The sequence below is a fragment of the Anaeromassilibacillus senegalensis genome (assembly GCF_001261775.1).
Classification (GTDB): Bacteria; Bacillota; Clostridia; order Oscillospirales; family Acutalibacteraceae; genus Anaeromassilibacillus; species Anaeromassilibacillus senegalensis.
The window spans coordinates 452,153-476,753 of the sequence record NZ_LN868538.1 but is presented as its reverse complement, the minus strand read 5'-3'; the positions used below and the strand labels follow the sequence as shown (position 1 = coordinate 476,753).

Annotated in this window: 12 protein-coding genes; 9 read left to right on the top strand and 3 right to left on the bottom strand. The window is 52.7% G+C overall.

The features are described 5' to 3' along the window. Window positions 1-7 precede the first annotated feature (7 nt). Together BN2106_RS12330 and BN2106_RS12325 are read right to left on the bottom strand one after the other, a co-directional pair. Window positions 8-823: a TIGR03915 family putative DNA repair protein gene (locus BN2106_RS12330; RefSeq protein WP_050698879.1), complete on the bottom strand. Its 816-nt coding sequence runs from the start codon at window positions 821-823 to the stop codon at window positions 8-10. A 10-nt stretch (window positions 824-833) separates the two neighbouring features. After that, the gene (locus BN2106_RS12325) at window positions 834-2,144 is read right to left on the bottom strand and encodes a putative DNA modification/repair radical SAM protein (protein ID WP_050698878.1); all 1,311 of its coding nucleotides are present in this window, start codon (window positions 2,142-2,144) and stop codon (window positions 834-836) included. A gap of 166 nt (window positions 2,145-2,310) precedes the next feature. On the opposite strand from BN2106_RS12325, the gene BN2106_RS12320 reads away from it, so the two are divergent. From BN2106_RS12320 to BN2106_RS12310, 3 genes are all read left to right on the top strand, one after another. Beyond that, the gene (locus tag BN2106_RS12320) at window positions 2,311-2,751 is read left to right on the top strand and encodes a C-GCAxxG-C-C family protein (protein ID WP_050698877.1); all 441 of its coding nucleotides are present in this window, start codon (window positions 2,311-2,313) and stop codon (window positions 2,749-2,751) included. Continuing rightward, on the top strand, window positions 2,752-3,216 hold the full coding sequence (locus BN2106_RS12315; protein WP_050698876.1) for a helix-turn-helix domain-containing protein: 465 nt from the start codon (window positions 2,752-2,754) through the stop codon (window positions 3,214-3,216). It begins immediately after the preceding gene. A gap of 367 nt (window positions 3,217-3,583) precedes the next feature. Continuing rightward, a complete protein-coding gene (locus BN2106_RS12310) occupies window positions 3,584-4,345 on the top strand; it encodes a hypothetical protein (RefSeq protein WP_050698875.1) in 762 nt (253 codons plus the stop codon). Window positions 4,346-4,415: 70 nt separating this feature from the next. On the opposite strand, the gene BN2106_RS12305 is transcribed toward BN2106_RS12310, so the two are convergent. Then, window positions 4,416-4,808, bottom strand: a complete 393-nt coding sequence (locus BN2106_RS12305; protein ID WP_050698874.1) for a hypothetical protein — start codon at window positions 4,806-4,808, stop codon at window positions 4,416-4,418. 460 nt (window positions 4,809-5,268) lie between these two features. Between BN2106_RS12305 and BN2106_RS12300 the strand changes: the two genes are divergently transcribed. The 6 genes from BN2106_RS12300 to BN2106_RS12275 all read left to right on the top strand — a co-directional run bounded on the left by BN2106_RS12300 (window position 5,269) and on the right by BN2106_RS12275 (window position 24,308). After that, window positions 5,269-12,165: a glycoside hydrolase family 2 TIM barrel-domain containing protein gene (locus tag BN2106_RS12300; RefSeq protein ID WP_050698873.1), complete on the top strand. Its 6,897-nt coding sequence runs from the start codon at window positions 5,269-5,271 to the stop codon at window positions 12,163-12,165. Window positions 12,166-12,504: 339 nt separating this feature from the next. Continuing rightward, entirely contained in the window at window positions 12,505-13,500 is a 996-nt protein-coding gene (locus tag BN2106_RS12295; RefSeq protein ID WP_050698872.1) for a sugar ABC transporter substrate-binding protein, read from the top strand. 14 nt (window positions 13,501-13,514) lie between these two features. After that, on the top strand, window positions 13,515-15,026 hold the full coding sequence (locus BN2106_RS12290) for a sensor histidine kinase (protein ID WP_050698871.1): 1,512 nt from the start codon (window positions 13,515-13,517) through the stop codon (window positions 15,024-15,026). Continuing rightward, complete coding sequence (locus BN2106_RS12285; protein WP_050698870.1) at window positions 15,023-16,618, top strand: response regulator; 1,596 nt, start codon at window positions 15,023-15,025, stop codon at window positions 16,616-16,618. The genes BN2106_RS12290 and BN2106_RS12285 overlap by 4 nt, the downstream gene beginning before the upstream one ends. Before the next feature lie 4 nt (window positions 16,619-16,622). Next, entirely contained in the window at window positions 16,623-17,681 is a 1,059-nt protein-coding gene (locus tag BN2106_RS12280) for a sugar ABC transporter substrate-binding protein (protein ID WP_050698869.1), read from the top strand. A 282-nt stretch (window positions 17,682-17,963) separates the two neighbouring features. After that, window positions 17,964-24,308 (top strand): carbohydrate-binding protein, encoded by a 6,345-nt coding sequence (locus BN2106_RS12275; RefSeq protein ID WP_195891843.1) that lies wholly within the window; start codon window positions 17,964-17,966, stop codon window positions 24,306-24,308. Window positions 24,309-24,601 lie beyond the last annotated feature (293 nt).

The window sequence follows — 24,601 nt, the reverse complement described above, 5'->3', positions numbered from 1 at the left end:
CGGCAGATCACGGCAGAAGCGTATCCGGTGCTTCTGCAAACGCCTTGGTGCCAGGTTTGCCGGAGGGAAGCGCCGGCTCCTGAAATTCCGTCATGTTTTCCCAGTAGCGGTTCGGCATGTGCGTCATACGGCACTTGGGATTGTAGCGGCCCTCAATCCCAATGGTGTCGTAAAAGCGTTTCCACAGCCTGCGGAACTGTGCCTCTGTGTTGTCCGCTTTTTCCAGCGAGAATTGTTCCAGCGGAAAGATCTCTGTTTTACCCGGTTGATGGACCAACGCCATTCGATGTGTTTTATCATAAATCAGAAAGGTTTCTGTGTTGTACCGGCTGCAAAAATGGTCGCGCAGCAGCGGCAGAACCCAGTTTTTCGGCGTTATGACGGAGGCGAGCGTCCCGTTTTGCTCGGAAAAGCGGACAAAACCGCACAGCAGATGTGCTTCATGCGTCGCAAACTGCACCGCTTTGCGCAGGGAATGGACCGTTTTGTCCGCCAGCCAGTTGACGACTCCCGCGCCGTGCCGGTACCCCATGCGGATGAAACGGTAGAGCAAAAGCTCTTTTTGTGGCAGGCAGGTTAGAAAGCCCAGCTGGACCAGTTCGCAGGCTTCCTCGGATATTTTGTTGACCAAAGATGCAAAGACGCGCTCCGCATGCACTGGATCGGTTTCAATCTGCTTTTCCGGGTACAAAGAGCACTGCGGTTCGTCGTATGGATAGATCAGGGTCGGAACTTCGCGTTTGGTATAGCTTTCAAAGACGCAGCAGAGAAAGCCGTCAAAGCTGCCGTCGTAACAATAGGAAAGGTTGGTTCTGGTATTCATCAGCTGTTCCTCATTGTATCAGTTTCCCGGAAAATCCCCCTGCGGGATGTCCCGTATGACTGGGTGTACCGGAGAAAAAAGAAAGTTGTTCCGGCACATCCTCCGCAAGCTTTTGCTTTTCCTCTGAGATGAGGGCACGGAGCACAGATTCCGGCGTGAATTTAAGCCCTTCACGCATTTTTCCAGAGCAGGTAATAAAATACTGCGCACGTTTAAGCACCACACCGATTTTTTTTAATCCTGCAAAATCAAGGGAGCCGCTCTGCCGTGCCTTCCGGATGCGCCGTGCGCTGCGCACGCCGATGCCCGGGACGCGCAGGAGCAGTTCCAGAGGTGCTTGATTGATTTCCACAGGAAATTGCTCCATATGGTTCAGTGCCCAACCGCATTTGGGGTCCACCAGCGGGTGGAAGCTCTGGTGCTCCTCATCAAGCAGCTCGTCTGCGGTGAAGCCATAAAAGCGCAGCAGCCAGTCCGCCTGATACAGGCGGTGTTCCCGCAAAAGCGGCGGCTTGGTCCCCATCGGCGGAAGCAGTGCGTTTTCCGATACCGGCATATAGGCGGAATAAAATACCCGTTTCAGCTGATACTTTTTGTACAGCCCTTCCGTCAGGCGCAGAATTTTCCAATCGGTGTCGGGTGTGGCGCCAATGATCATCTGGGTGCTCTGGCCGGCGGGAGCGAATTTCGGCGCGTGGCGGTATTGGATCAGATCATGCCGGTTTTCCTGGATTTTTCCGGAGATCAGGGCCATTGGTTTGAGAATCGACGTTTTGGATTTATCGGGCGCCAGCAGCTTCAGGCTGGTTTCGGACGGCAGCTCGATGTTGACACTCATACGGTCCGCCAGCATTCCCAATCGGCTCAACAGTTTTTCATCCGCGCCGGGGATGGCCTTGACATGGATATAACCGCGGAAACGGTATTCCTCCCGCAGCAGCTTCAGTGTCTGAATCAAAAGCTCGCAGGTGTAATCTGGATTTTTCAGCACGCCGGAGCTGAGGAAAAGCCCCTCTATATAATTGCGCCGGTAAAAGCCGATGGTCAGGTCCGCCAGCTCGCGCGGGGTGAACGCAGCGCGCGGCGTATCGTGCGACCGGCGGTTGACGCAGTATTTGCAGTCGTAAATACAGGAATTCGTCATCAGCACTTTGAGCAGGGAAATGCACCGCCCGTCGGATGCAAAGCTGTGGCAGATGCCCGCTTTAACAGCGCTGCCCAGACTGCCGGCTTCCCCGCCGCGGTCTACGCCGCTGGAGGTACAGGCGACGTCGTATTTTGCCGCGTCGGTGAGGATCGTCAGTTTTTCCAATGTTGTCATAAGAACCTCCAAATGGAGAATATAAAACATTTGTTCGATATTTAGTATAAGCGTTATATTTGATAAAGTCAAGAGGAAATTGCATCCAAACAGGGTTTGTGTTATCATATCGGTTAGGTTCACCATTGTTTTTCAAACCATACACGGCAAAAAGGAGCTGGCAGAAATGAGTGAAAAGGGCGAGCAGGCAAAGAAGCTGTTCGAGCAGGGCTACAACTGTGCGCAGGCGGTTGTCGGCGCGTATGCGGACGAGCTGGGGCTCGATTTTGATACAGCCATGAAACTGGTATCCGGATTTGGCGGTGGGATGGGGCGTATGCGCGAGGTCTGTGGCGCGGTGTCCGGGATGGTATTTGTGGTCAGTATGAAAAAAGGGTACAGCGACCCGAAGGCAGTGCAGGAAAAGAGAGAGCTGTATGCGCAGATTCAAAAGCTCGCACAGAAATACCGGGAGGAAAACGGTTCCATCGTCTGCCGCGAACTGCTGGCGGGTGTGAGCGATGCGGGAACAGACCCGAATCCCAGCGCCCGCACGGGGGAATACTATCAAAAACGCCCCTGCGGCGAGCTGATCAAATGTGCTGCGGAAATTTTGGAGGAACTGTAAATGAAAACCATTACTTTGTATCGGACGGAATGCTTTCACGCGGAGGACAGCGCGCTGTTGGGTGTGGATTACGCCTTGGTGCCGTGGGACGAAGAGGACGTTTGCTGCCGGGGAGAGGACGACGGTGGCAAAGATTATGTGCTGCCGGAAGGATATGAGCTGAGCGCACAGGATGGCGTACCGATTCTCTTGAATCCGGACGGTGCGCGCTGTGGGCTGCAAAGCCACAACGACTGTCCGCTTTTGGTGGATGAACAAAAAAAGCTTGCGATTTTGCTGGAACGGGATAAAAAGATTCTGCGTCAAAGGGAGCGGGCCAAACTGACCCGCGCGGAGCTTGCCGAACGGCTGGAAGTGCCGCAGGCGGAGCTGTACCAATGGGAACACTGCGAAACGGAGCCGAGCGTCCGTGTATTAAAACGCATAGCGGATATTCTGGAATGTGAAATTTTAGAGCTCATATAAAAATAGCTGATTCCGAGGAAACCTCCGCGCGGGACGATAGAAAAGCCACAGCAATCCATTTTTTGTTGCGCGTGGAGACCTAGGGATTTTCTATAAACCATGGGCGTAATAAAAAAACGCCTGCGTTGTTGCGCAGGAGAGAAAATAAAAGGCTGTGGGAGTGTGTTCCCACAGCCTTTTTGCGTTTATTGCGGGAAAGAGCTGATGGTCCGATTTCAGCTGCCAAGTTTTCATAATTATATGCAATCTAATATAATTGAATAAAAATAGTGAAATATGTTGACTGATTTCATATAAACTATTATAATGGAGCTGAATTGAGAATCCATGGAAGAATATGTGGAGAAAATAGTAAGGAGGGAACAAAATGAAAAAGAGGTTTTCACGTTCGTTGATCAGTATGGTTCTGTGTCTTGCAATGGTGATGGGGATTTGTGTTGTCCCGGCTTCGGCGTCGGCGCGGGAGGTGCTAGATGCTAATACTTGGGTAGATGGTACGAGTATCAGCGTTAGAACTTTCAGTGATGGAATTGGGTCGTTCTCTGGGGAATTAGTTGTGGGAGGTTATGACCCGAATTATGAGTACTCTGGAATGAAAGTATATGGACCAGCGGTAGGAAATAGCGGAGAAACCTTTAAACCCGGAACTTATAACGCTTTTCCGCTTTATGCCCCTTCGTCAGACTATATTTTGGAACTTCGCATAGAGTTTTTGATTTCTGGTGGATATGTAGGGAAAAGCATCACGGTAAGTTATGATATCAGTAAAAATACGCTAACGGTGTTACAGCCAACCAGTCGTACAATTATAGTGGATGGAGTAGAGATAGCCTTTACACATTTCGATTACTATAATGAATCTTTTTATGGCGAGATGTATGTAGATGCTACAAAGAACCCTGCCTATGAGCCACGCAATATCGTAGTAGAGTTTAGTCCAAATTTGGATTCCACTGGTGGAATGCCTCGTCCAGGACCGTTAGCGTCTTTTTCGCTAAATGGCAGGGTTGGAGATGTGACCAATATAACATTTAGGGTTACTTTATATGATTACGATTCTCAAAATGCAATACAGATTTATACGACATACGATGTAACACGAAATGATTTTATCCACCCGCCAATTTGATAGATATCATAAGCTGTCATGGCACAAAAACTCCAAAAGGCGGGAAGGACTGCAATCCTTCCCGCCTTTTTTAAGTCTTTTTGATAAACTCCGTGCGGCATACAGGGCACGTGATCTGTATTTTTCCCTTGCCTCTCGGCACGCGCAGGGTATTCCTGCATTTGGGGCAGTGGTAATACTTATGTGTCCGGGTGTCCTTTGCGCGGTGCGTCAGGCTTTGAAACCAATTTTTGACCGGAGTCCAGACCTGCAGGAATTTCACGTTTTCCTGGTAACGCTTGTTTCGGTTGCGCGAAAGCATACGGAATAAACAGAGGCCCAACACGGCCAGCGCAAGCAGCCGCAGGATCCATGCACCAGTGAGCGACGCCAAAAGGACGAGAAATAGATAGAAGATCATCAGCGCGATCCCAAGCTGATCCGTACCGTACCGGTCCATCATAAACCGTCTAAGCCAATCCATCGTTTGGTTAAACATTCCTTTCTGCGGAATACCGCTCCATAAGCGTACCCTTTTTTGCTGATGAATACAAGAAAGAAATTGTTAACAATCATTCATTTGCTTTATTGTATTAAATGGGTAAAATATTACTTATATAAAGGGAAGATGTCAGGCAAAAATTATGCAATTTGTATCAAAAAGGTGTTGCTTTCTTCCAAAATGGATTGTATAATATAGTTCAAGTATGTGGCATAAAATTAGATATTATACCGAACCGGCGTGAACCAAAGGAAAAGGTTGGTAAAATTTTGTGTGTTTTACACACAGATTTTCATAATTGAGGATTTGTATTTGGAAAGGAGAAAGATGCCCATGCAGTGAACGCGCCCCTAAACCCTTGGCTGGACGCTGCTGCTTCCATGCCGATCAGAATCTTTGGCAAAAGGTTTGAAAATTTAGGTGAATTTGAGAAGGAGGACCCATGAAGAGAGAAGGAAAGAAACAAATCAAACGCTCCGCGTCAATGGTATTGGCCCTGACGATGGTGCTCAGTTCCTTTAGTGGACTGGCCACAGTTGCTTCTGCCGCTTCCGGAGTACCATCCAATCCGGAATTTCAGGGGCAGGAGTGGTACGATCAGCTCCGGACTTACGAGGTAAACCGCGAGCCCGCACACGCACAGTTTATTCCGTATGAGAGCAAGGAAAAAGCCCTGCTGAACGAAGCGTCTGCTTTGGACGAGGATGCGAGTGAATCCGCATACTATCAGAAGTTGACCGGCACCGAGTGGGATTTTGCTTTGGTAACAACCCCGCTGGAAGCGAAGGCGAAGGACGACATCTGGCTGGCGGAGACGCTGAGCGATGATGTTAAGAGCGATTTCCAGAAGGAATATGTGCCGCAGAGCTGGCAGACCTATCGCAATGAGGATGGTTCCTTTAAGTATGATTCCCCGATCTATACGAACCAGTCCTATCCCTGGCAGAACTTTGAAGCAAGAAACGACAACGCGAACGGCTATGCGGCAACCGTGTACAACCCGGTTGGCTACTACCGTACAACGTTTGAAACTCCGGAGAGCTTCGACGGACGCAACACCTTCATCACCTTTGAGGGTGTAGAATCCGCATACTATGTATATGTCAACGGCCAGAAGGTCGGCTATTCGGAGGATAGCTACACCGCGCACGATTTTAACATCACGCCGTACCTGCATACGGATGGCACGCCGAATACCCTGGCGGTCAAGGTATACCGCTGGTCCGACGGCAGCTTCCTGGAGAACCAGGACTTTATCCGTATGAGCGGCATTTTCCGCGACGTCTATCTGTATTCCAAGGACGATGTGGAACTGCGCGACTACTTTGTACGTACCACCCTGAAGGATAAGGAAAATCCGAAAGAATCCGATGCAACACTGGATCTGGACGTTGACGTCAGAAGCCTGAGCAAGGACATTTCCGGCAATTTCACCGTATCCGCAACCTTACTGGGCATGGACGATCAGAAGATCAAATCTATGGATATCCCGGTGGAAGGCGTGGCGGCAGCCCCGGCGGAATTTGGGGATATGATTAAAACCACCGGTACCCGCGCAACCGGCAGCATGGAGATTACAAACCCGGAAAAATGGTTTGCCGATACGCCGAATCTGTACAAGCTCCTCATTGAGCTGAAGGGTGCGGATGGCAACGTCATTGAGACGGTTGTTCAGCGCGTTGGCTTCCGTGAAGTGGAAAAAGTGATTATCAACTCCAGCAACCAGCAGCAGATGCAGATTAACGGCGAAAAGATTGTCTTCCGCGGCACCAACCGTCATGAGACAGACCTGATGAAAGGCCGTGCGATCGGCAAGGACGAGATTGTCGAAGAGCTGGTCATGATGAAGCAGTTCAACGTCAATGCAATTCGTACCTCCCACTATCCGGAGAATAAGCTCACTTATGAGCTAGCGGATGAAATGGGTCTCTACATCTGCAGTGAAGCGAATATTGAGTCTCACAGTGATTTGGCATCTGCAAACCCAGTCTTCAATGACATGGTCATGGAAAGAACCCAGACCATGGTGGAGAGACTGAAGAACCATCCGTCCATCGTGATCTGGTCTCTGGGCAACGAAGCGACCTATGCGGATCCGGCCCACACAATGGATAAGAACTACTGCTTCTATAATTCTTCCCAGTGGATTTTAGAGCGCGATCCCAGCCGTATTCGTAAGTATGAGCGTGACAATAGAGGCAACGGCATTAACACGACTGACCCGACCGACCTTGATTACAGAAAACAGTGCCTGGTAGACATCTACAGTGTACAGTACTGGGGCCAGGGAAGCGCTGTTGGTTATGCGAACAATAAAAACAATAAATCCCCGTTTATCTGGTCTGAATATGCGCATGCCATGGGCAATGCTGTAGGCGGTCTGAAAGAATACTGGGATGAAGTTCGCTCCAAGCCCAACGTACAGGGCGGCTTCATTTGGGACTGGATCGATCAGTCCATCGCAACCCCGTATCCGGAAAACACCTATTCTTATGATGTTATTGATGTTAAGACCAAAACAAAGGCGTCCGTCAGCGGCTCTCTGGTAGAAGGCAGAAACGGCACGAAGGCTCTGGACGGCTCCATGTCTCTGCCTGTTGACGACAAGTTTAAAGCAAAGAGCGACGCCATTACGCTGGAAGCTTGGATTAAGCCCAATAAGGCTGGTGCTGGCGACGGTGCGATCCTCTGCAAGGGCGACGCAGACGGTTACAACCTGAAGTACAACGGAACAAACGGCAACACGAAGATTGAGTTCTTTGTGCAGGGCTGGAGCGGCGCGACGCTGATGGTGGACGTCCCGGCGGATTATGCGGACGGTAACTTCCATCACCTGGTTGGCACCTATGACGGCGATACCTATAAGCTGTACTGGGATGGCAAAGAAATCGGTACGGCGAGTTATCATCGCAATGGTCCGTTTGACAACAACGATATTCCGCTTGGCGTAGGCTATGACAGCAACTACAACAACCGGTATTTTGATGGTTTGATCGATGGCGTAGCGGTTTACAATTATGCGCTCAGCGCGGACGAAATCGCAGCTTCCTATGAGGGCAATACGATCGCCAAGGATGACGACAGTGTTGTTTATGCAATGGATTTCGATTCAGACGAATTTATCGAGAATACCACCAATTATCCGACTGAGGGCTATTTCTATGGCTACGGCGGCGACTGGATTGATGCGAAGACCAACGACAACTGGTTCTGCGGCAACGGCCTTGTCTATGCGGACAGAACCCCCAGCCCGAAGCTCTATGAAGTTAAGAAGGTTCATCAGGAAGTCAACTTCTATGACGACGGTGAAATTGAGAACGGTAAGGTTCGTGTGGTCAATGAATTTACCAACACAGACCTGAGCAAGTACGACGTCACCTGGGAACTGAAGGAAGACGATACGGTAATCAACAGCGGCACATTGGATCTGCACACGGCGGCGATCGACGAAGAAACTGTTACGCTGGATCTGGGCATTGATGCTGATTCCGTAAAAGAGAATTCTGATTATCTGCTGGACTTCAGCGTTAAGCTGAAGGAAGCGACCGAATGGGCGGATGTCGGCTTTGAGATTGCTCATGAGCAGTTCCAGCTGGATTACACTCCGGCTGTCGCGGCGGAAACGCTCGATACCAGCAAAATGAATCCGTTTGAGTCCATCACCGGGCTGGAAGACGATGCTACAGAAATCGTTATCACCGGCACGACAGATGAGAACAAACCCTACAGCATTACCATCGATAAGGAAACCGGTGAGATTTCCAACTATACTGTAAACGACATGGTTCTGATGGAAAAAGGCCCGGTCCTGAACCTCTACAGAGCACAGATTGATAATGACGGGGGCTTGGGCAACAGTCTGAAGGATATGGGAACCACCATGACGGATATCACGGTTGACGTTTCCTCTCCGGAACTCGCGGCAGCAGAGCGCAAGACGCTTCCGATTTCTGTTACCGGAAACCTGAGAATCAATGCAAGCAACCGCATCGACTATGTGATTTACAGCAACGGCGAGATTGTTGTGACAAACAATCTGCTTCCGAACAACACGCTGGTCGATTTGCCGAGAGTCGGTGTGAAGATGGAAGTCAATGCGGACCTGCAGAACATGGAATACTATGGCCGCGGCCCGGTTGAAAACTACGCGGACAGAAACACCGGTTCCTTTGTAGGTGTATACAACACCGATGAAAATGGCGAGAACCTGACTGTGGACGGACAGGAGTTCAAGTATCTCCACCCGCAGGAATATGCCAACAGAACCGGCGTGCGCTGGACCTCTTTGACGAACGACGACGGCGACGGACTGATGATTGCAGCGGACGGCATTATGGAAAGCGGCGCAACCCGTTACCAGCCGGAAGCAATGGGCATTGGAAACAGAGCATCCGGAGCCAATGCGAAAGGCAGACACATTTTCCAGATCGAGAAGAGCGATAACATCGTTCTGACGGTCGATAAGATGCAGCGCGGCTTGGGCAACAACAGCTGCGGCGGTACTACAGCGCTGCCCCAGTACCGTCTTGACAGCAGCGCGAACCACACGCATACCTTCCGCATCGTTCCGATCAGCACAGATACGGATAAGATGGCGGAAAGTAAACTGACTTACGATGTAGAGTTTGATGTTCTCAAATCCATTAAAGTAAATGGAAAAGCATTGGATGGTTTTGACGGCATCAAGAACGCTTACAACTACACCTTTGCAAAGGGTGATATTGTTGGTGTTCCGTATGTAGAGGCCGAAATGGTTTCCGCAGACGCCGGCACAATTGAAGTGCAGCAGGCAGACAGTGTTCCGGGTACGGCTAAGATTAAGGCAACCAATAAAGCCGGTGTTACCAGAGTTTACACCATTAACTTTGCTGAGGCCGAATACTTCTATGCCAGCGATATGGAATGGCTTGTCGACCAGTGCGGTTGGGAAACTAACCAGAGAGACCTTTCCAATAGCAAAGGTGCGATCAGCCTGAAGGTTGATGGCAAAGAGACAGAGTTTGCAAAGGGCATCGGTTCTCATGCGACCTCCACCATCAAGCTCAGCGTTGATGGAAAGGGCTTTAACCGCTTCCAGGCTTGGGTTGGCGTTGACAAAGCGCAGCGCGGCAATGGCAACTCCAGTATTGAGTTTAAAGTTTGGTTTGATGATGACAGAAGCAACCCGGTCTTTACAAGCGGAAGAATGGTTTCCTCCACCAATGCAAAGTTTGTTGACGTGGAAGTACCGGCTGACGCTAAGACTATGACTCTGTATGTCGATGAACTGGGCAGCAATGGCAACGACCATGCCGACTGGGCAGACGCGAAATTTATCGGCGGCACGGCGGATGAAAAAGTCATTGGCAGCATTGCGGCGTTGGAGAAGGTTTCTGTCCCGGTTGGCACGACCTTCGAAGCACTGACTGCAAAACTCCCGAGCATTGTGAAAACCACGCTCACCAACGGCGATCCGGCATACCTGCCTGTCACCTGGGAGCAGGGCAGCTACAACGGCGATGTTGCGGCGACCTACACCCTGACTGGTAAGCTGCAGGTTCCGGATGGCGTAACCAACAACGCGGGCGACGCGTCCATTGAAGTTGTTGTCGAAGGCAGTGCTCCGGAGAGCTCCGTCAGCCTGGATAAGACAACGGCAACCCTGGCGATTGGCGAAAGCGTTACCCTGACCGCAACGATCACCGGCGACGATGAGGATGCGATTGCATCCTGGACGAGTGACAATGAAGCGGTCGCCACTGTGGTGGACGGCGTTGTCTCCGCAGTCGCGGCAGGCGAAGCAACTATCACGGTTACCACTGAAAAGGGCCTCACCGCTTCCTGTAAGATCACAGTAATCGATGAGACGGAGCCCACAACTTCCTCCTTGTCTGTGAAGTACAGCGGCAAGTATGTGAACCTCCTGGTCAACGGCGAGCCGCAGAAGTTTGCCGACATCGTCGGTATGTTTAAGAAGAATGTGGATTCCGGCGCAGCGCTGGAGCTCACATTTGTTCCGGCAATCGAAGGCAGAACCATCCAGTCCGTCATGATTAATGGCGTTCCGGTGGAAGATTTCGCGGGTGCGGAAGAATTTGTTTATGATTTTGTCATGGGCAGAGAAGATACCACATTGAGCTTTACGTTTGCAGTTACGGACAGAACCGTCCTCAATACCCTTATCGAGTATGCGGACGAACTGGTCGCGGACGGCACAGTCGATGAAGCCATCAAAGAGGTTCAGAATTTGTTTAACGAGCGTTTGGCAACCGCTAAGGATGTCCAGGAAGACCTCAGCGCGGATCAGATGACCATTGACAACGCTTGGATCAAGCTCATGGACGTCATCCATGTGATCAACTTTGTCCCGGGCGACAAGACCAATCTGGACGACATAATTGCAAATGCGGAACTGATCAACAAAGATAACTTTACGCCGAAGAGTCTGGAGGCCTTTGAGAAGGCTCTGACGGAAGCGAAGGAAGTCAGCAAGGATCCGGATTCGCTGCAGAATGACATTGATACGGCGTATGATAAGCTGCACGACGCGCTGATGGCGCTGGTCGAAGTTGCAGATAAGGATACGCTGGATGAGATGATCGCGGGTGTAAAGAAAATCCTTGACAATATCGACGCTTACATGAATCCCCAGGCGGAGAAAGACGCCCTGAAGGCGGCTTATGACGCGGCGGTTGTAGTACAGGCGGATGAAAATGCCCAGCAGTCTCTTGTAGACGAGCAGGCCAATATCCTGCTTGAGTTAATGACCAAGATGATGCTGACTCCGGACAAGAGCGCTCTGGAAGATTTTGTGAAAGAAATGAACAAGATCGATCTCAGCAAGTACACCACTGCTTCCGCTAATAAGATGAGAGACTACCTGCCTCGTGCGGCAGCTCTTCTGGCTGATCCGGATGCAACACAGGAGCAGATTGATGAGATGTACAAAGAAGGACAGCTTATCAAGAGCCAGCTGAAGACTCCGAGCACCTCCGGCGGTTCCTCCTCCGGCAGCAGGCAGCCGTCCAGCGGCAAGACCGCCGGCGAAGGCACAGCGGTTGTCGGCGCTGTAACCGCAGCACAGACTGTGGCGAAGGTCGTATCCGATACCACCGTCAACTTTACCGTGAAGAGAGGCAGCGCGTACTGCTTCAAGATGACGGTTGTCAACGGCAACAACCTCGTTCCGAACTTTACGGTTGGCAACGGCAGCGTCCTCAAGACGCAGTATGTTGCCAAGATTGGCAACGACTATTACTATCGCGTATGGGCAGTCGGCGCACCGGGCACCAGCACGGGCGTATACACCGCTCTGCCGGGCGCTGCTGCAGTGAAGCACTGTACGGTAACAGTAGGCTGATTGCTACCACTGAAAATTACCGTAGAAGCGAATGACGTTGTACGTCCAGTGAAACACTGCACTGTAACGGTAGGATAAACAAACACAATCCACCGCAGTTGCGGGAAAATTTGGGAACCCTCGGGCCTACGGCTCGGGGGTTCCTTCCTTTCTGCCAGAAACAGGATGGGCATAATTTGCAAAAAGTGCAAGATAATGCCCGTACCAAATTATGAAAAATTTAAAAAAACCTATAATAGGGTAGATTTATACTAAATTAGGTTGGTTTGTCATAGTATTTGAAAAAATAATGATTGTTTTTGTGTGGAACGATCCAACCGCTCTGGAGGAGGACCGGATTTGAAAGTCATTTTTGCTTTGCTGACCGCGGTGCTTGTTATTCTGACCAGCATGGTCGGCTGGCTGTATTTTTCCCAATGGGACGCGGGAAAAAGCGTTTCCAAGCAGGAGCCGCCGCTCCGGCATATCCAATTGGTTACGCAGAATTCCAATGAACACTTCTGGTCCATGTTTAAGGATGGTGCTTTGGAGGCGGGGGAGGAACTCAATCTGTATGTGGAGTTTGTGGACGTGCCCACCAAAAATCCCGATACCATTGCGGAGACGGCAGAGCAGGCAATTTATGCATCGGTAGACGGGCTGGCGCTGCAGGCCGCTGACACCGAACGGACGGCATTGGTTTTGGAGGAGGCTTCAAAGGCCGGCATTCCAGTGATCACCTACGAAAATGACATCTTTCCGATATCGGATGTTCCAACCGTCGGGTCCAACGGATATGACGCGGGCTATTCGCTGGGGCAGATGGCGGCGGAAGCCTGCCAGGGAAAAGCAACCGTGGCGGTTCTCTTGGAGTCCACAGCGGCCGGTGCAAAGACAACCTACAAGAATTTAAAATTACAGGGCATTATGGACGCGCTGTCCGGATACCAGAAAATTTCCGTTGAAGAGACGTATTCCATCAGTGCGGACAGCTTTGAAGTAGAAAAGTTGTCCAACAGCATTCTAACCGAGCGGCCGGAAATCGATCTGATCCTTTGCGCGGGGGAAACCAGCACGCCGGGCGTTGCACAGGTATTGGTGGACGCCAACCGTGTTGGGGAGATTCGTGTGGTCGGCTATGGGGCCATGCCACAGACGCTGGATTATATTGAACGCGGTGTTATCTACGGAACGGTTTGTCCGGACGCCTTTGAAATTGGAAGCAGTACGGTGCACCAATTGAATAACCTGCTGGAAGGGGAACAGATCAGCAATTCCCTCAATACCGGCATGTATACGGTAACAGCCGGGAACCTGGAGGAATTCCGGGAGAAAACCACACGTCAGCTCTCCTGAAAGGAGGCGCCGCTTTGAAAAGAAAGATCAACTTTCAATACCGCACCAAGCTGATCGCGTTCCTCCTGCTGGCAGTCGGGATTGCCATGATGGCAGGCCTGTATACCTATCTTTCCGCACAGGTGCTGATGCGGGACAGCGTGGAGATGTTGGAAAAGAACTATCAGCTGACAAACGCCTATAAAGAGATCAACTTAATGCAGCAGGAGTTTGAGACGTATTTCTTTACCAGCAGCTCCGACAGCCTTGTTTCGTTTTATAACCATTCCGCCGCGGTCAGCAGCAATACGGACAAGCTGAAAAAAACGGCCTCTTACACGGAACGTGGGATCCGGATTAAAAATGTGGCGAATATGATGGCGCATTATGTGCAGCAGGCGGACGATGCCATCCGCGCCAAGCGTGGGCGCATGGTGGGCAGCTATACGCAGGGCTATGCCGACACAGTCAAAGAGAACCGCTACATTACCCAATACATCGAAAAAATGATGAGTGCCGACCTGATCAGCAGTTCGGAGAATTACGCGGCGATCAGCAGCAATGTGCAGACGATCACGGTATTTAATAATGTGCTGATCGCCGGTATCTCAATTTTCATGTTGTTTGCCATTGTCCTGTTCAGCGCACAGATGACGAAGCCGCTCAGCCGGCTGGCAACCTATGCGGAGGAAATCTCCAATGGGAATTTTGACGTGCAGATTCCGCAGAACAATACAAGTAAGGAAATCCATGTGCTCTACCGTGCCTTCCGTCTGATGGCGGCCAACATCAAAGAGCATGTGGATCAGATTCAGCAGAAGCGCCGGATTGAAAAGGCGCTGCACGAGCAGAAGATGAACAACCTGAAGATGAAAAACGCCCTGCGGGAATCGGAGCTTCTCGCGCTGCAATCTCAGGTCAACCCTCATTTTATTTTCAACACCATCAATATCGGTGCGAAGCTGGCGATGCTGCACGGCGACGAGGTAACTTGTGCCTACTTTGAAAACGCCGCGGATATTTTCCGCTATAATTTAAAAGGCCTGGACACCAATACGACGCTGCAGCAGGAGTTTGAGAATGTCAGCGCCTATATGAGTCTTCTGCAAACCCGGTTCGGCGACGCAATCCGTTTTGAAAAGGAGATTCAGGAAGGCTCGGAACTGCTGCACTTTGTGCTTCCCAGGATGACGCTGCAGCCGCTGGTGGAAAACGCGTATATTCACGGCATCAGTGAAAAAGAATCTGGCGGGGTCATCCGCCTGCTGGCCTGGGAAGAAGCGGAGCAGATCTGCATTGCCATCTGCGACAATGGAAAGGGAATGAGTGAGGAGAAGATTGAGCAGCTTTTGCAGGCGCAGCCTGGAAGCCCGGAGCAGCCGGGCCGCGCACCCAGGGGGCATGTTTCCGGAATCGGTGTGGACAACGTTCTGAAGCGGCTGCGGCTGTACTTTGGCCGCGACGATGTAATGGAAATCGTCTGCGAACAGGGAGAGACGCGCTTTACGTTAAAGCTGCCGAAGAGCAGGGAGGGGGATGAAGAATGATTCGCGTACTGATTGTGGATGATGAACCAATTGCGATTGATTCCATGGAATATATGATCCGTAAAAATATGGATGACGTCGAGGTGGTGGGAAAATCCCGTTCCGGCCGGGACGCGATTGAAAAAGCCTACAACACCCGTCCGGACGTCGTGCTGATGGATATCAATATGCCGGGGATCAATGGGTTGGAAGCGATGCGGCAGATCAAGGAAGCCAACCCGGTCATCCGTTTTATCATCGTGACGGCGTTTGATTATTTTGACTATGCGGTGGAGGCTGTCGCACTGGACGCGGAGGAATACCTGCTCAAACCGGTGCGCGAGGCCAAGCTGGTGGAAACGTTGCGCAAGGTGACCGGGCAGGTGGAACAGCAGCGGGAAAAGCTGCGCAAAGAGCTGGAGATTAAGGAAAAATTTGAGATGATTGTCCCGATCATGGAGACCGGCTTCATCAATGCGCTTTGCATGTTTGAGGACAACGCGGAGGAGCTGAAAAACTTCAGCCGCCTGCTGGGAAACGAATCCACGGGCGGCTACGTGATGATCATCGCGTTTGACGATAAGGACAGCAGAGGCGGCAACAACCGCATCGGCGCCGGCGTCAAAGGGCAGGCGCTTTACAACCGGTACCGCGAGGCGTTAAAATCAATGAGCCGGTGCATGGTTGGCCCGATCATGCTCAACCGTCTGGTGGTTTATGTTTGCAGTGATTTTCCGGAGCCTTCCTTTGAACAGCGGCTTGCGGCCCTGAAGCTGGCAGAAAATCTATACGACCGGGTGGGAAGTTTGCATCCGGAGATCTCTATTGGTATTGGACGCAACTACGGGCGTTTGGATGAGGCAAAGAAGAGCTACCGGGAAGCTTTACAGGCGCTGAGTATGGCGGACAGCCGGCCGGAGGCCACCAACATCCTGCATTTTGATGATGCGGTGAAGGGGATGGAAGACAACGACGCGCTGTATGAAGACCAGATGGTCCATCTGATCTTTGCAAAGGCGGCGGAGGGGGATTCCACAGGAGCGGTCCTGGCGTTTGAGCGCATGTTTTCCGGCCTGTGTAAGAATGAACCGCAGGATTTTGATATGATTAAGAATAAAACGATCGCCCTGGTGGTAGAATTTGGGAAGCGCTGGGGGAACGTGATCGGCAATTCCTGCAATGCCTTGTCTGCGCTGTTGCAGGCGGAACACATGGATGTGCTCCACGAGCTCTGCCGCCGCTTCATCCGGGATGCGGTGGAGCGCATTGATTCCGGAAAGCAACGAAAAATCAGCGCGATCATTGAGCAGGCGGACCGCTATATGGAGGAACATTTTGACCAGGATATCGCCCTGGAAAGCGTGGCCCGCGCGGTCAACCTGAGCCCATATTATTTCAGCCGGTTTTACAAGGATGAAACGGGAACAAATTTTATCGACCGGCTGACGGCGATCCGGATGGAGAAAGCCAAACAATATCTGGCGCGCGCCGAATATACCGTTAAGGATGTGGCACGCATGGTGGGATATGCAGACCCCAATTATTTTTCCAAGCTGTTTAAGAAAATTACGAATATGACGGCGACGGAATACAAAGAATCCTGTGGGAGGTGAGGGCATGAAAAAGCAAAAGCATTTGTTCCGCCGCTGTGCGCTGCTTGTGTTAGCGGTACTGCAATGCACCATGGCGCTGGCCGCGTGCAGCGGCGATACGTCGCCGCCGGAGCCGGAACAGGAAAAGCGCTTGCTGGTGGGTTTTTCCATGGCGACGCTCAAGGAGGACCGCTGGCTGCGCGATCGGGATATTTTCTCCGCAAAGGCCAAGCAGGAGAACATAGACGTCATCATTGCCAACGCAAACAACAGCACGGAACGGCAGTATGAGCAGGTGGCGGACATGGTGGAGCGGGGAATTGACGTGCTGGTGATCGCACCGCACGACAGCGATAATTCCGCACAATGTGTCACGCTGGCCAAACGGGAGGGGATTCCCGTAATCTCTTACGACCGTCTGGTCAAGAACGCCAATGTGGATGTTTATGTTTCCTTTGACAATTACAAGGTTGGGGAACTGCAAGGCGAGGCCATTCTGGAGGAAGTGCCGGAGGGCGGTTACATTTTGCTGAACGGGTCCGAGGACGACAGCAACAGCCAGATGTACCACCAGGGCTGTATGGACCGTCTGCAAGAGGGGATCGACAGCGGCAAAATCCAGATTGAGGCGGAGACCTGGGTGGAGGACTGGCGCAGAGAGACGGCCTTTGACTTTATGTCCGATGTCCTGAAGGAAAAAGGGGACAGCATCAGCGCGGTGATCGCGGCGAACGACTCCCTGGCGTGGGCGGCGATTGACGCTTTGTCCGAAGCGCGGCTGACGGACAGGGTGAAGGTGGTAGGCCACGACGCGGACCTGGCGGCCTGCCAGCGCATCGTGGTGGGAACGCAGCTGATGACCGTTTATAAACCGATTCCCAACCTGGTGGACCGGACGATCGAAGCCTGCCAGACACTTGCCGCGGGGAAAAGGGTCGATTCTGACAAGACCATCGACGACGGAACCTATCAGGTCCCCTATCTCATGTGCGATGTCATCAGTGTAACAAAAGAGAATATAGATGACACGGTGATCAAGGATGGCTTCCATTTAAAGGAAGATGTCTACCGGCGGGAAGAATGAGGAAAAGGCTCTGGATTTTTTTACCCAGGGCCTTTCTTTTTTTGTTGCAAAATAATACAGGCGAAAAATAAAAATGGTGTATATGTTAAAAAAGACCTGAAAAAGTGCAAGAAAATTTATTGATTCTCATTCAATTCCATTGTATGATGAATACAACAAGGAGTGTTCAAATCTCCTATGAGAAAGGTGGGAACGAAGAGGTATAGAAAGGGAGAAGAAATGGGTAAAGATGGTCTTTTCCAGCTGATCACAGCCGGAAAAGGAGACAAGAAAGGGGTTTGTATGAGAAAGAAAAGATTACTCAGCCTGCTGTTGACTGTGGCAATGGTTTTCTCCATGATGGTCCTGCCGGCGACGGCGGCACAGGGGGCGACCTTGGCGCAGATCGGCGATGTGACTGCACTGGCGGAGGACGGCAACGTGCTGACCTTCAGCTGCGACAGACAGGAAGTGACGGTTGAGCTGTGCACAGACCGCACCGCACGCATCCAGCTTTCCCTGGATGGCGCGAACGGTTACCGGCCGGAGGATCCGCAGTACTATATGGTACAGAAGAACATCTGGGACCCGGTAAATCGCACCGTGACCGAGGAGGACGGAACCATCAAAATCCGTACCGACGCCATGGAAATCCGTGTGCAGAAAAGCCCGCTTCGCATCGGCATGTATGATCTGGAGGGCAATCTGCTCAGCAAGGACGCCGATGATCAGGGCATGTATTGGGACGATTCCGGCGTACGCGGCGTCAAGCGTGTGGAAGGTGCCAAAAATGCCGGCGGCATTTTCGGTTTTGGATCCGGTGACCACGGCCGCCGTTCCAATCTGAATCGCTACGGCAGCGACTTTACGGAATTCAGCATGAGCCACGGCCGGCTGATCGCACCGTTCTTTATGAGCACGGTCGGTTACGGCGTGTTCCTCAACACCATTGAGAAGGAAACCAAGTTCTTTAAACAGGGCGGCGGTTTCCAGACGAAGGGCTATCTGGATTATTTCTTTATGTATGGCCCGGACTTTAAGACCATTCTGAACGAGTACGCGGAGATTACCGGCCGCATGGAGCTGTACGGCAAATGGGCGCACGGCTTTATGCTCTCCAAGTACGGCAACGACAACGCGACACAGAAGGAATTCCTGGAGTGGCTGCATCGTCTGCGCGACGAGGGATATCCGACCGACTGCTATGTGTTCGACTACGGCTGGCGCGGCGACGTTGCGGATAACGGCAACCCACAGCACGGCGCGGGCGAAAAGTGGGGCAAGCAGATGTGGAGCAACGATACCAATAAATTCCCGGATATCGACGCCATGTTTAAAGAAGCGGACGAGCTGGGATTCCATGTCGGCCTGCATAACAACGCGGGTACGCCGGAGGCTTCCGGCGGCAAGGAACTCTACAAGCCGGAGAACGAGGAAAAATGGGTGAAGTCCTATATGGACAGCGTAATCACCACCGGATACGGCGATTGGTTCTGGCCGGATGAGTTCGACGTTCTGGGCACCAACACCGCCCCGACGTTCTCCTCCAAGGGCGCCTATGAGGCGTGGCAGGAATATACGGACGAATCCCGTCCGATGTTTGTCACCAGAGGCAGCTATGCGGGCCAGCACTTTGCGACCGCATGGTCCGGCGATATCAATAATACCAGCGCGGAGCTGGATAACCAGATCGGTTTCAGCATTGACGCAGGCCTGGTCGGTTACTGGACATCCTCCAACGACCTGGGCGGCTTTATGAAGCGCCCGAGCAATGAGCTGTATACCCGTTGGGTTTCTGAGTTCGGTGCGTGGAGCGGTATGATGCGTACACACGGCCACGATGGACGCGAGCCCTGGACCTTTGACCAGACCGCGCAGGACACGCTCAAGCAGAACCTGCAGGTTCGTTATGCACTGTACCCGTACACCTATTCCCTGGCATGGCAGGGCTACAGCCAGGGCGTACCGATGATGCGCGCCATGCTGTTGGAAGATGACAGCCAGTATAACCCGGCTGCCTGGGATCTGAACAAGCAGTACTACTATGGCGATTGGTTCCTGGTAGCGCCGGCTTCCGCCACAGCGGACACCACCGTCAAGGTGTGGCTGCCTCCGGAAACCACATGGTACAACTATTATACCGGCGAGCGCTATGAAGGCGGCCCCATCGGCAAAAACATCACCGTGGCGGCGGCGCTGGAAGAAATCCCGGTATTTGTTAAGTCCGGCGCAATTGTCCCGATGGGCCCGGACGTCAACTATGCGGACGAAAAACCGCTCGACCCGCTCACCCTCGACATCTATCCGAAGGGAAAGACCTCCTTTACCCTGTACGAAGACGATGGTCAGAGCCGCAAGTACATCACAGAGAATGCTTACAGCACCACAACTTTTGAAAGCATTCAGGACGGAACCGATATCTCCTTCAAGATCCATGAGAGAGTGGACAACAATCCGGCGGTCTACACCCCGGATGCGCGTTCTTACAATCTCAAGTTTAACCATATCGCAGAAGTCAGCGGCGTGACCATCAACGGTACGGCGATTACAGCTGCGGATTCCCTGGAAGCATACAACGCCGCGGAGCAGGCTTACTGGCTGGATACGGACGCCAACACCGTCTATGTCCGCACCCCGGATACCGGCAAGGAGATCGATGTAGTCCTTGCGTCTGGCGGCATCGTGGAGCCGGAGCTGGGCGACGAGAACGAAGGAAACCCGCCGACCAGAATCACGGACGGCAGCGTCATTGAAATGGAAGAGACGGAAATGCTGCCCGCGAGCGGCGGAGAAGTCAAACCGGACAATGAGTGGAAGGGTTACACCGGCAGCGGCTTTGCCAAGGGCTTTAAAGCGGTTGGCGATGCGGTTCAGTTCGACGTCAATGTTGAGACCGCCGGCACCTATGATCTGGTGCTGCGCGTCAACAACGGCAAAAAGAACGCGCCGCAGTTCGACAGCACGCCGCGCACCGGCGGCCTGTATATCCAGAACCAGAAGGCGGTAGACCTCGCCTTTGCAGTGACCGACAAGTGGGGCGAAACCGTGGATGGCGTCAAGCAGGGCGTTTGGGTGGATTACACCTACCGTGTGAAGCTCGAATCGGGCGTTACCACCATGAAGATTCGCGCTGAGGGCAGCAATCCGGGCAATTACAATCTGGATTCCCTGACCTTCCGCTATGTGGACACCTCTGTCAACGCGTTCAGCAAGATTGAGGCGGAAAGCGCATCGCACCTGGAGGGCGGCGTGGCAGTCGCTGCGGATACCGCGGCCTCCGGCGGCAGCAAGCTCGCCGTGACAGAGAACGGCGCCTGGGTGCAGTTTGACGAAGTGCGCGGCAGCCAGAAGAGCGGACTTGCCCTGCGCGTCAAGAGCACCACCGGCGGCAGCATAGTCGTCTATGAAAACGGTGTGGGTGATAAGATTCTTGCCACGCTGGAAATCCCGGCAAATGGCAAGTGGACCACACTGACATCTGTATCAAAGGATACGGATGCTGTGACCAGCAACATTTACCTGTCCTTTGTTGCGAAGGAAGGCGCGGAGAGCTTTGACTGCGATGTAGACTGGTTCCACTTTACAACCGATAAAGCGACCATCGATGCATACAGCCAGATTGAGGCGGAGACCGCAAACGAGCGCCATGGCATCGATACCACCTCAAAGACCATCAGCGGACAGCGTTATACTCTGCTGAATCACATTGAGGACGGCGACTGGGCGAAGTTCAGCGACGTCAACTTTGGCGAAGGCGGCGTGGTAAGCTTTGAAACCCAGGTGGCAGCCGGCCTGCAGGGCGGTACGCTGGAAGTTCGTCTCGACTCCGTGAACGGTGTCAAAGCGGCGGAAGTCGAAATTGCACCTACCGGCAACTGGGATACCCTGAAGGTGTATTCTGGCGACTGCATGGAAATCACCGGAATTCACGACGTCTATCTCAAGTTTGTCAACACCTCCACCACCAGTTCCATCTGCGATATGGACTGGATCAAATTTATTTCCAATCGCAAGGTAATTGACGCCTTCAGCCAGATCGAAGCGGAAACCGCCGACGATCGGCAGGGAATCGATACCGCCTCCAAGACGGTTAACGGACAGAAAATTACTGTCTTGAACCACATTGAGAATGGCGATTGGGCCAAGTTTAACAACGTAGACTTTGGAGACGGAGACGCGGCGAGCGTGGAAGTCCGCGTCGCGGCCGGCCTGCAGGGCGGCACGATGGAAGTCCGTCTCGACGCCGTGGACGGCGAGAAGGTCGCAGAGGTAAAGATTGCAAATACCGGCGACTGGAATACGCTGAAAACGTACACCGGCGTATGCGATACCGTTGTCGGCACGCATGACGTCTATCTCAAATTCGTCAATACAGAGACAGATAAGTCCATCTGCGATATGGATTGGTTCCGCTTTAAGAGCGACCGTTCCTCTGTTTCCACAGAGGTGACCGGCGGCAGCGCGACCGTAGCAGTGACGCCGGAGAGCGTAAAAGTGGGCGACACTGTAACTGTCCGTATTTCCAATATCGAGATGGGCAGAAAGTTTAAATCTATTTCCGCAGTCGATGCGGATGGCAACACCGTTGCGCTGACCGAAGTGGAAGCGGGCAAAGAGTACACCTTTGTCGTGCCGGACAGCACACGTGTGGACGTTACTGTAACGCTGGAAGAGGGCGAGAACGACATTGAGTCCGGAAGCGTCTTTGAACTGGAGAACGCCAGAGGCGATACCAGCAGCGGCAATGGCGACGGCAGCGGCAAAGTCCGTGTGGACACCGAGTGGAAGGGCTACACCGGCAGCGGCTATGTAGCGGGCTGGAAAGCGGTAGGCCACTTTGTTGAGTTTGATGTCAATGTCAAACAGGCCGGCATGTATGACTTGGCTCTCCGTGCGGCCTGCGGCAAAAAGAACGGCGCACAGTTCGATAATACGCCGCGCACAGGCGCGCTGTATGTGGACGGCGTCAAGGTGAAAGATTTTGCATTGAAGGTCCGTCAGAGTTGGGGCGAATGGTTTGAAGAAGTTCTCTCTGGCGTTGCCCTGACGGAAGGCAAACACACCATTAAGATTCGTTCCGAGGGTTCTGCAAACTCCGGCAACTTTAATCTGGATTCCCTGCGGTTCGACCGCGTCTCCGGCTTGGAGAAGCAGGTCCTGACGGTGCAGTATGGAACAAACGCAACGCTGTCTGTAGAGGGTGCATACGAAGCGCTCATCGAGCGGGACGGCATGCTCGGCGCGACGGTCTATGCGGGCGACACGCTGACCTTCAGCTTCACCCCAGCAGACGGCCCGTTCGCAAGCGCGCAGCTTAACGGAGAAGACATCCCGTTTGAGGCAGACGGCTGCACCTACACCTTTACCATGCCGAACGATAAGGCGTCCCTGCGCTTTGTATTCACCAGCGTAAGCAAGGGGATTCTGGAAACCCTGCTGGAGAAGGCAAACGAAGTGACCAATGAGCAGCTTGCTGGTCTGGTCGAGTCCGTAAGCAATCGCTTCATCGCGGCGCGCGACAACGCGAAGGCCGTCTATGAAGACGACAGTGCCACCCAGGAAGAAGTAAACGAAGCCTGGAAGGAACTGCTCGACGCGATGCATTACCTCTCCTTTGAGGCGGGCACCAAGGACGAGCTGGAATACTGGCTCGACTACGCCGCCATGCTCGACTTGAACAACTTCACCCCGAAGAGCCTGGAAGGCTATGCGGAAGCGCTCGCCTATGCGGAAGAGATCTACAACGACGAGGGCGAAACGCTGAAGGCGGAAGTTGAAAAGGCGGCAAAGAACCTGCAAGAAGCAATCCTGCGCCTGGAGTTCAAGGCAAACACGGAAGTGCTGGGAGCCTTTGTACAGCAGGCACAGGAGATTGAAATTGACAAGTACCTGGACGGCCCGGAAAAAGACAAGTTCAACGAGCTGTTCCCGCAGGCGGAAGCCCTTCTGGAGGACGCGAATGCGACCCAGAAGCAGGTGGACGAAATGGCGGACGCCCTGTACAAAGCGATGATGAACCTGCGCATGATCCCGGACAAGAAAGTGCTGAAGGACCTGATCGACGAGTCGGAAGCGCTCAATCCGGATGATTACACCGAGGCGAGTTACGCAATCCTGCGTGCGGCGCTGAACAACGCGCAGGGCGTCTATGAAGATGAGAACGCCACCCCGGAGGAAATCACGGCGGTCTGCGCGACGGTAGAGAAGGCCCGTGCGGGTCTGGTTCTGGCGGACAAACCGGAAGAGCCTGCCAACAAGCCGAGCAATAAACCGTCCAGCAACGGCAGCAAGAAGCCGGTTGGCAACACCTCCGGAACAGGAACGGCAGTTGCTGTGCCCAACCCGTTAATCAACGCGGTACAGAACGTGATGGGCCAGAAATCCGTCCGTTCCGATACCACGGCAAACTTCACCTTGAAGAGAGGCAGCGCCTACTGCTTCAAGATGACGGTTGTCAACGGCAGCAGCGCGGCCCCGAACTTCACCGTGGGTAACGGCAGTGTGCTGAAGACCCAGTTTGTGGCGAAGATCGGCAATGACTACTATTACAGAGTCTGGGCGGTCGGCACTCCGGGCCAGAGCACCGGCGTGTATACCACAATGGCGAGTGAGAAGGTCCAGCAGCACTGTGTGGTAACGATTGGCTGATTGCTGCCACTGAAAACCACCGTAGGTGCGAATGACGTTGCACGTCCGCAGCAGCACTGTGTGGTAACGATTGGCTGATTGCTGCCACTGAAAACCACCGTAGGTGCGAATGACGTTGTACGTCCGCAGCAGCACTGTGTGGTAACGATTGGCTGATTACTGCCACTGAAAACCATCGTAAGTGCGAATGACGTTGTACGTCCGCAGCAGCACTGTGTGGTTACAATCGACTGATTGCCGCCACTGAAAACCAACATAGGTGTGAAAGACACTTTGTGTCTGTATTCCAGATG

Coding starts and splice junctions, on each gene's coding strand:
- BN2106_RS12330 (WP_050698879.1), bottom strand. CDS start 823: ATGAATACCAGAACCAACCTTTCCTATTGTTACGACGGCAGCTTTGAC.
- BN2106_RS12325 (WP_050698878.1), bottom strand. CDS start 2,144: ATGACAACATTGGAAAAACTGACGATCCTCACCGACGCGGCAAAATAC.
- BN2106_RS12320 (WP_050698877.1), top strand. CDS start 2,311: ATGAGTGAAAAGGGCGAGCAGGCAAAGAAGCTGTTCGAGCAGGGCTAC.
- BN2106_RS12315 (WP_050698876.1), top strand. CDS start 2,752: ATGAAAACCATTACTTTGTATCGGACGGAATGCTTTCACGCGGAGGAC.
- BN2106_RS12310 (WP_050698875.1), top strand. CDS start 3,584: ATGAAAAAGAGGTTTTCACGTTCGTTGATCAGTATGGTTCTGTGTCTT.
- BN2106_RS12305 (WP_050698874.1), bottom strand. CDS start 4,808: ATGGATTGGCTTAGACGGTTTATGATGGACCGGTACGGTACGGATCAG.
- BN2106_RS12300 (WP_050698873.1), top strand. CDS start 5,269: ATGAAGAGAGAAGGAAAGAAACAAATCAAACGCTCCGCGTCAATGGTA.
- BN2106_RS12285 (WP_050698870.1), top strand. CDS start 15,023: ATGATTCGCGTACTGATTGTGGATGATGAACCAATTGCGATTGATTCC.
- BN2106_RS12280 (WP_050698869.1), top strand. CDS start 16,623: ATGAAAAAGCAAAAGCATTTGTTCCGCCGCTGTGCGCTGCTTGTGTTA.
- BN2106_RS12275 (WP_195891843.1), top strand. CDS start 17,964: ATGAGAAAGAAAAGATTACTCAGCCTGCTGTTGACTGTGGCAATGGTT.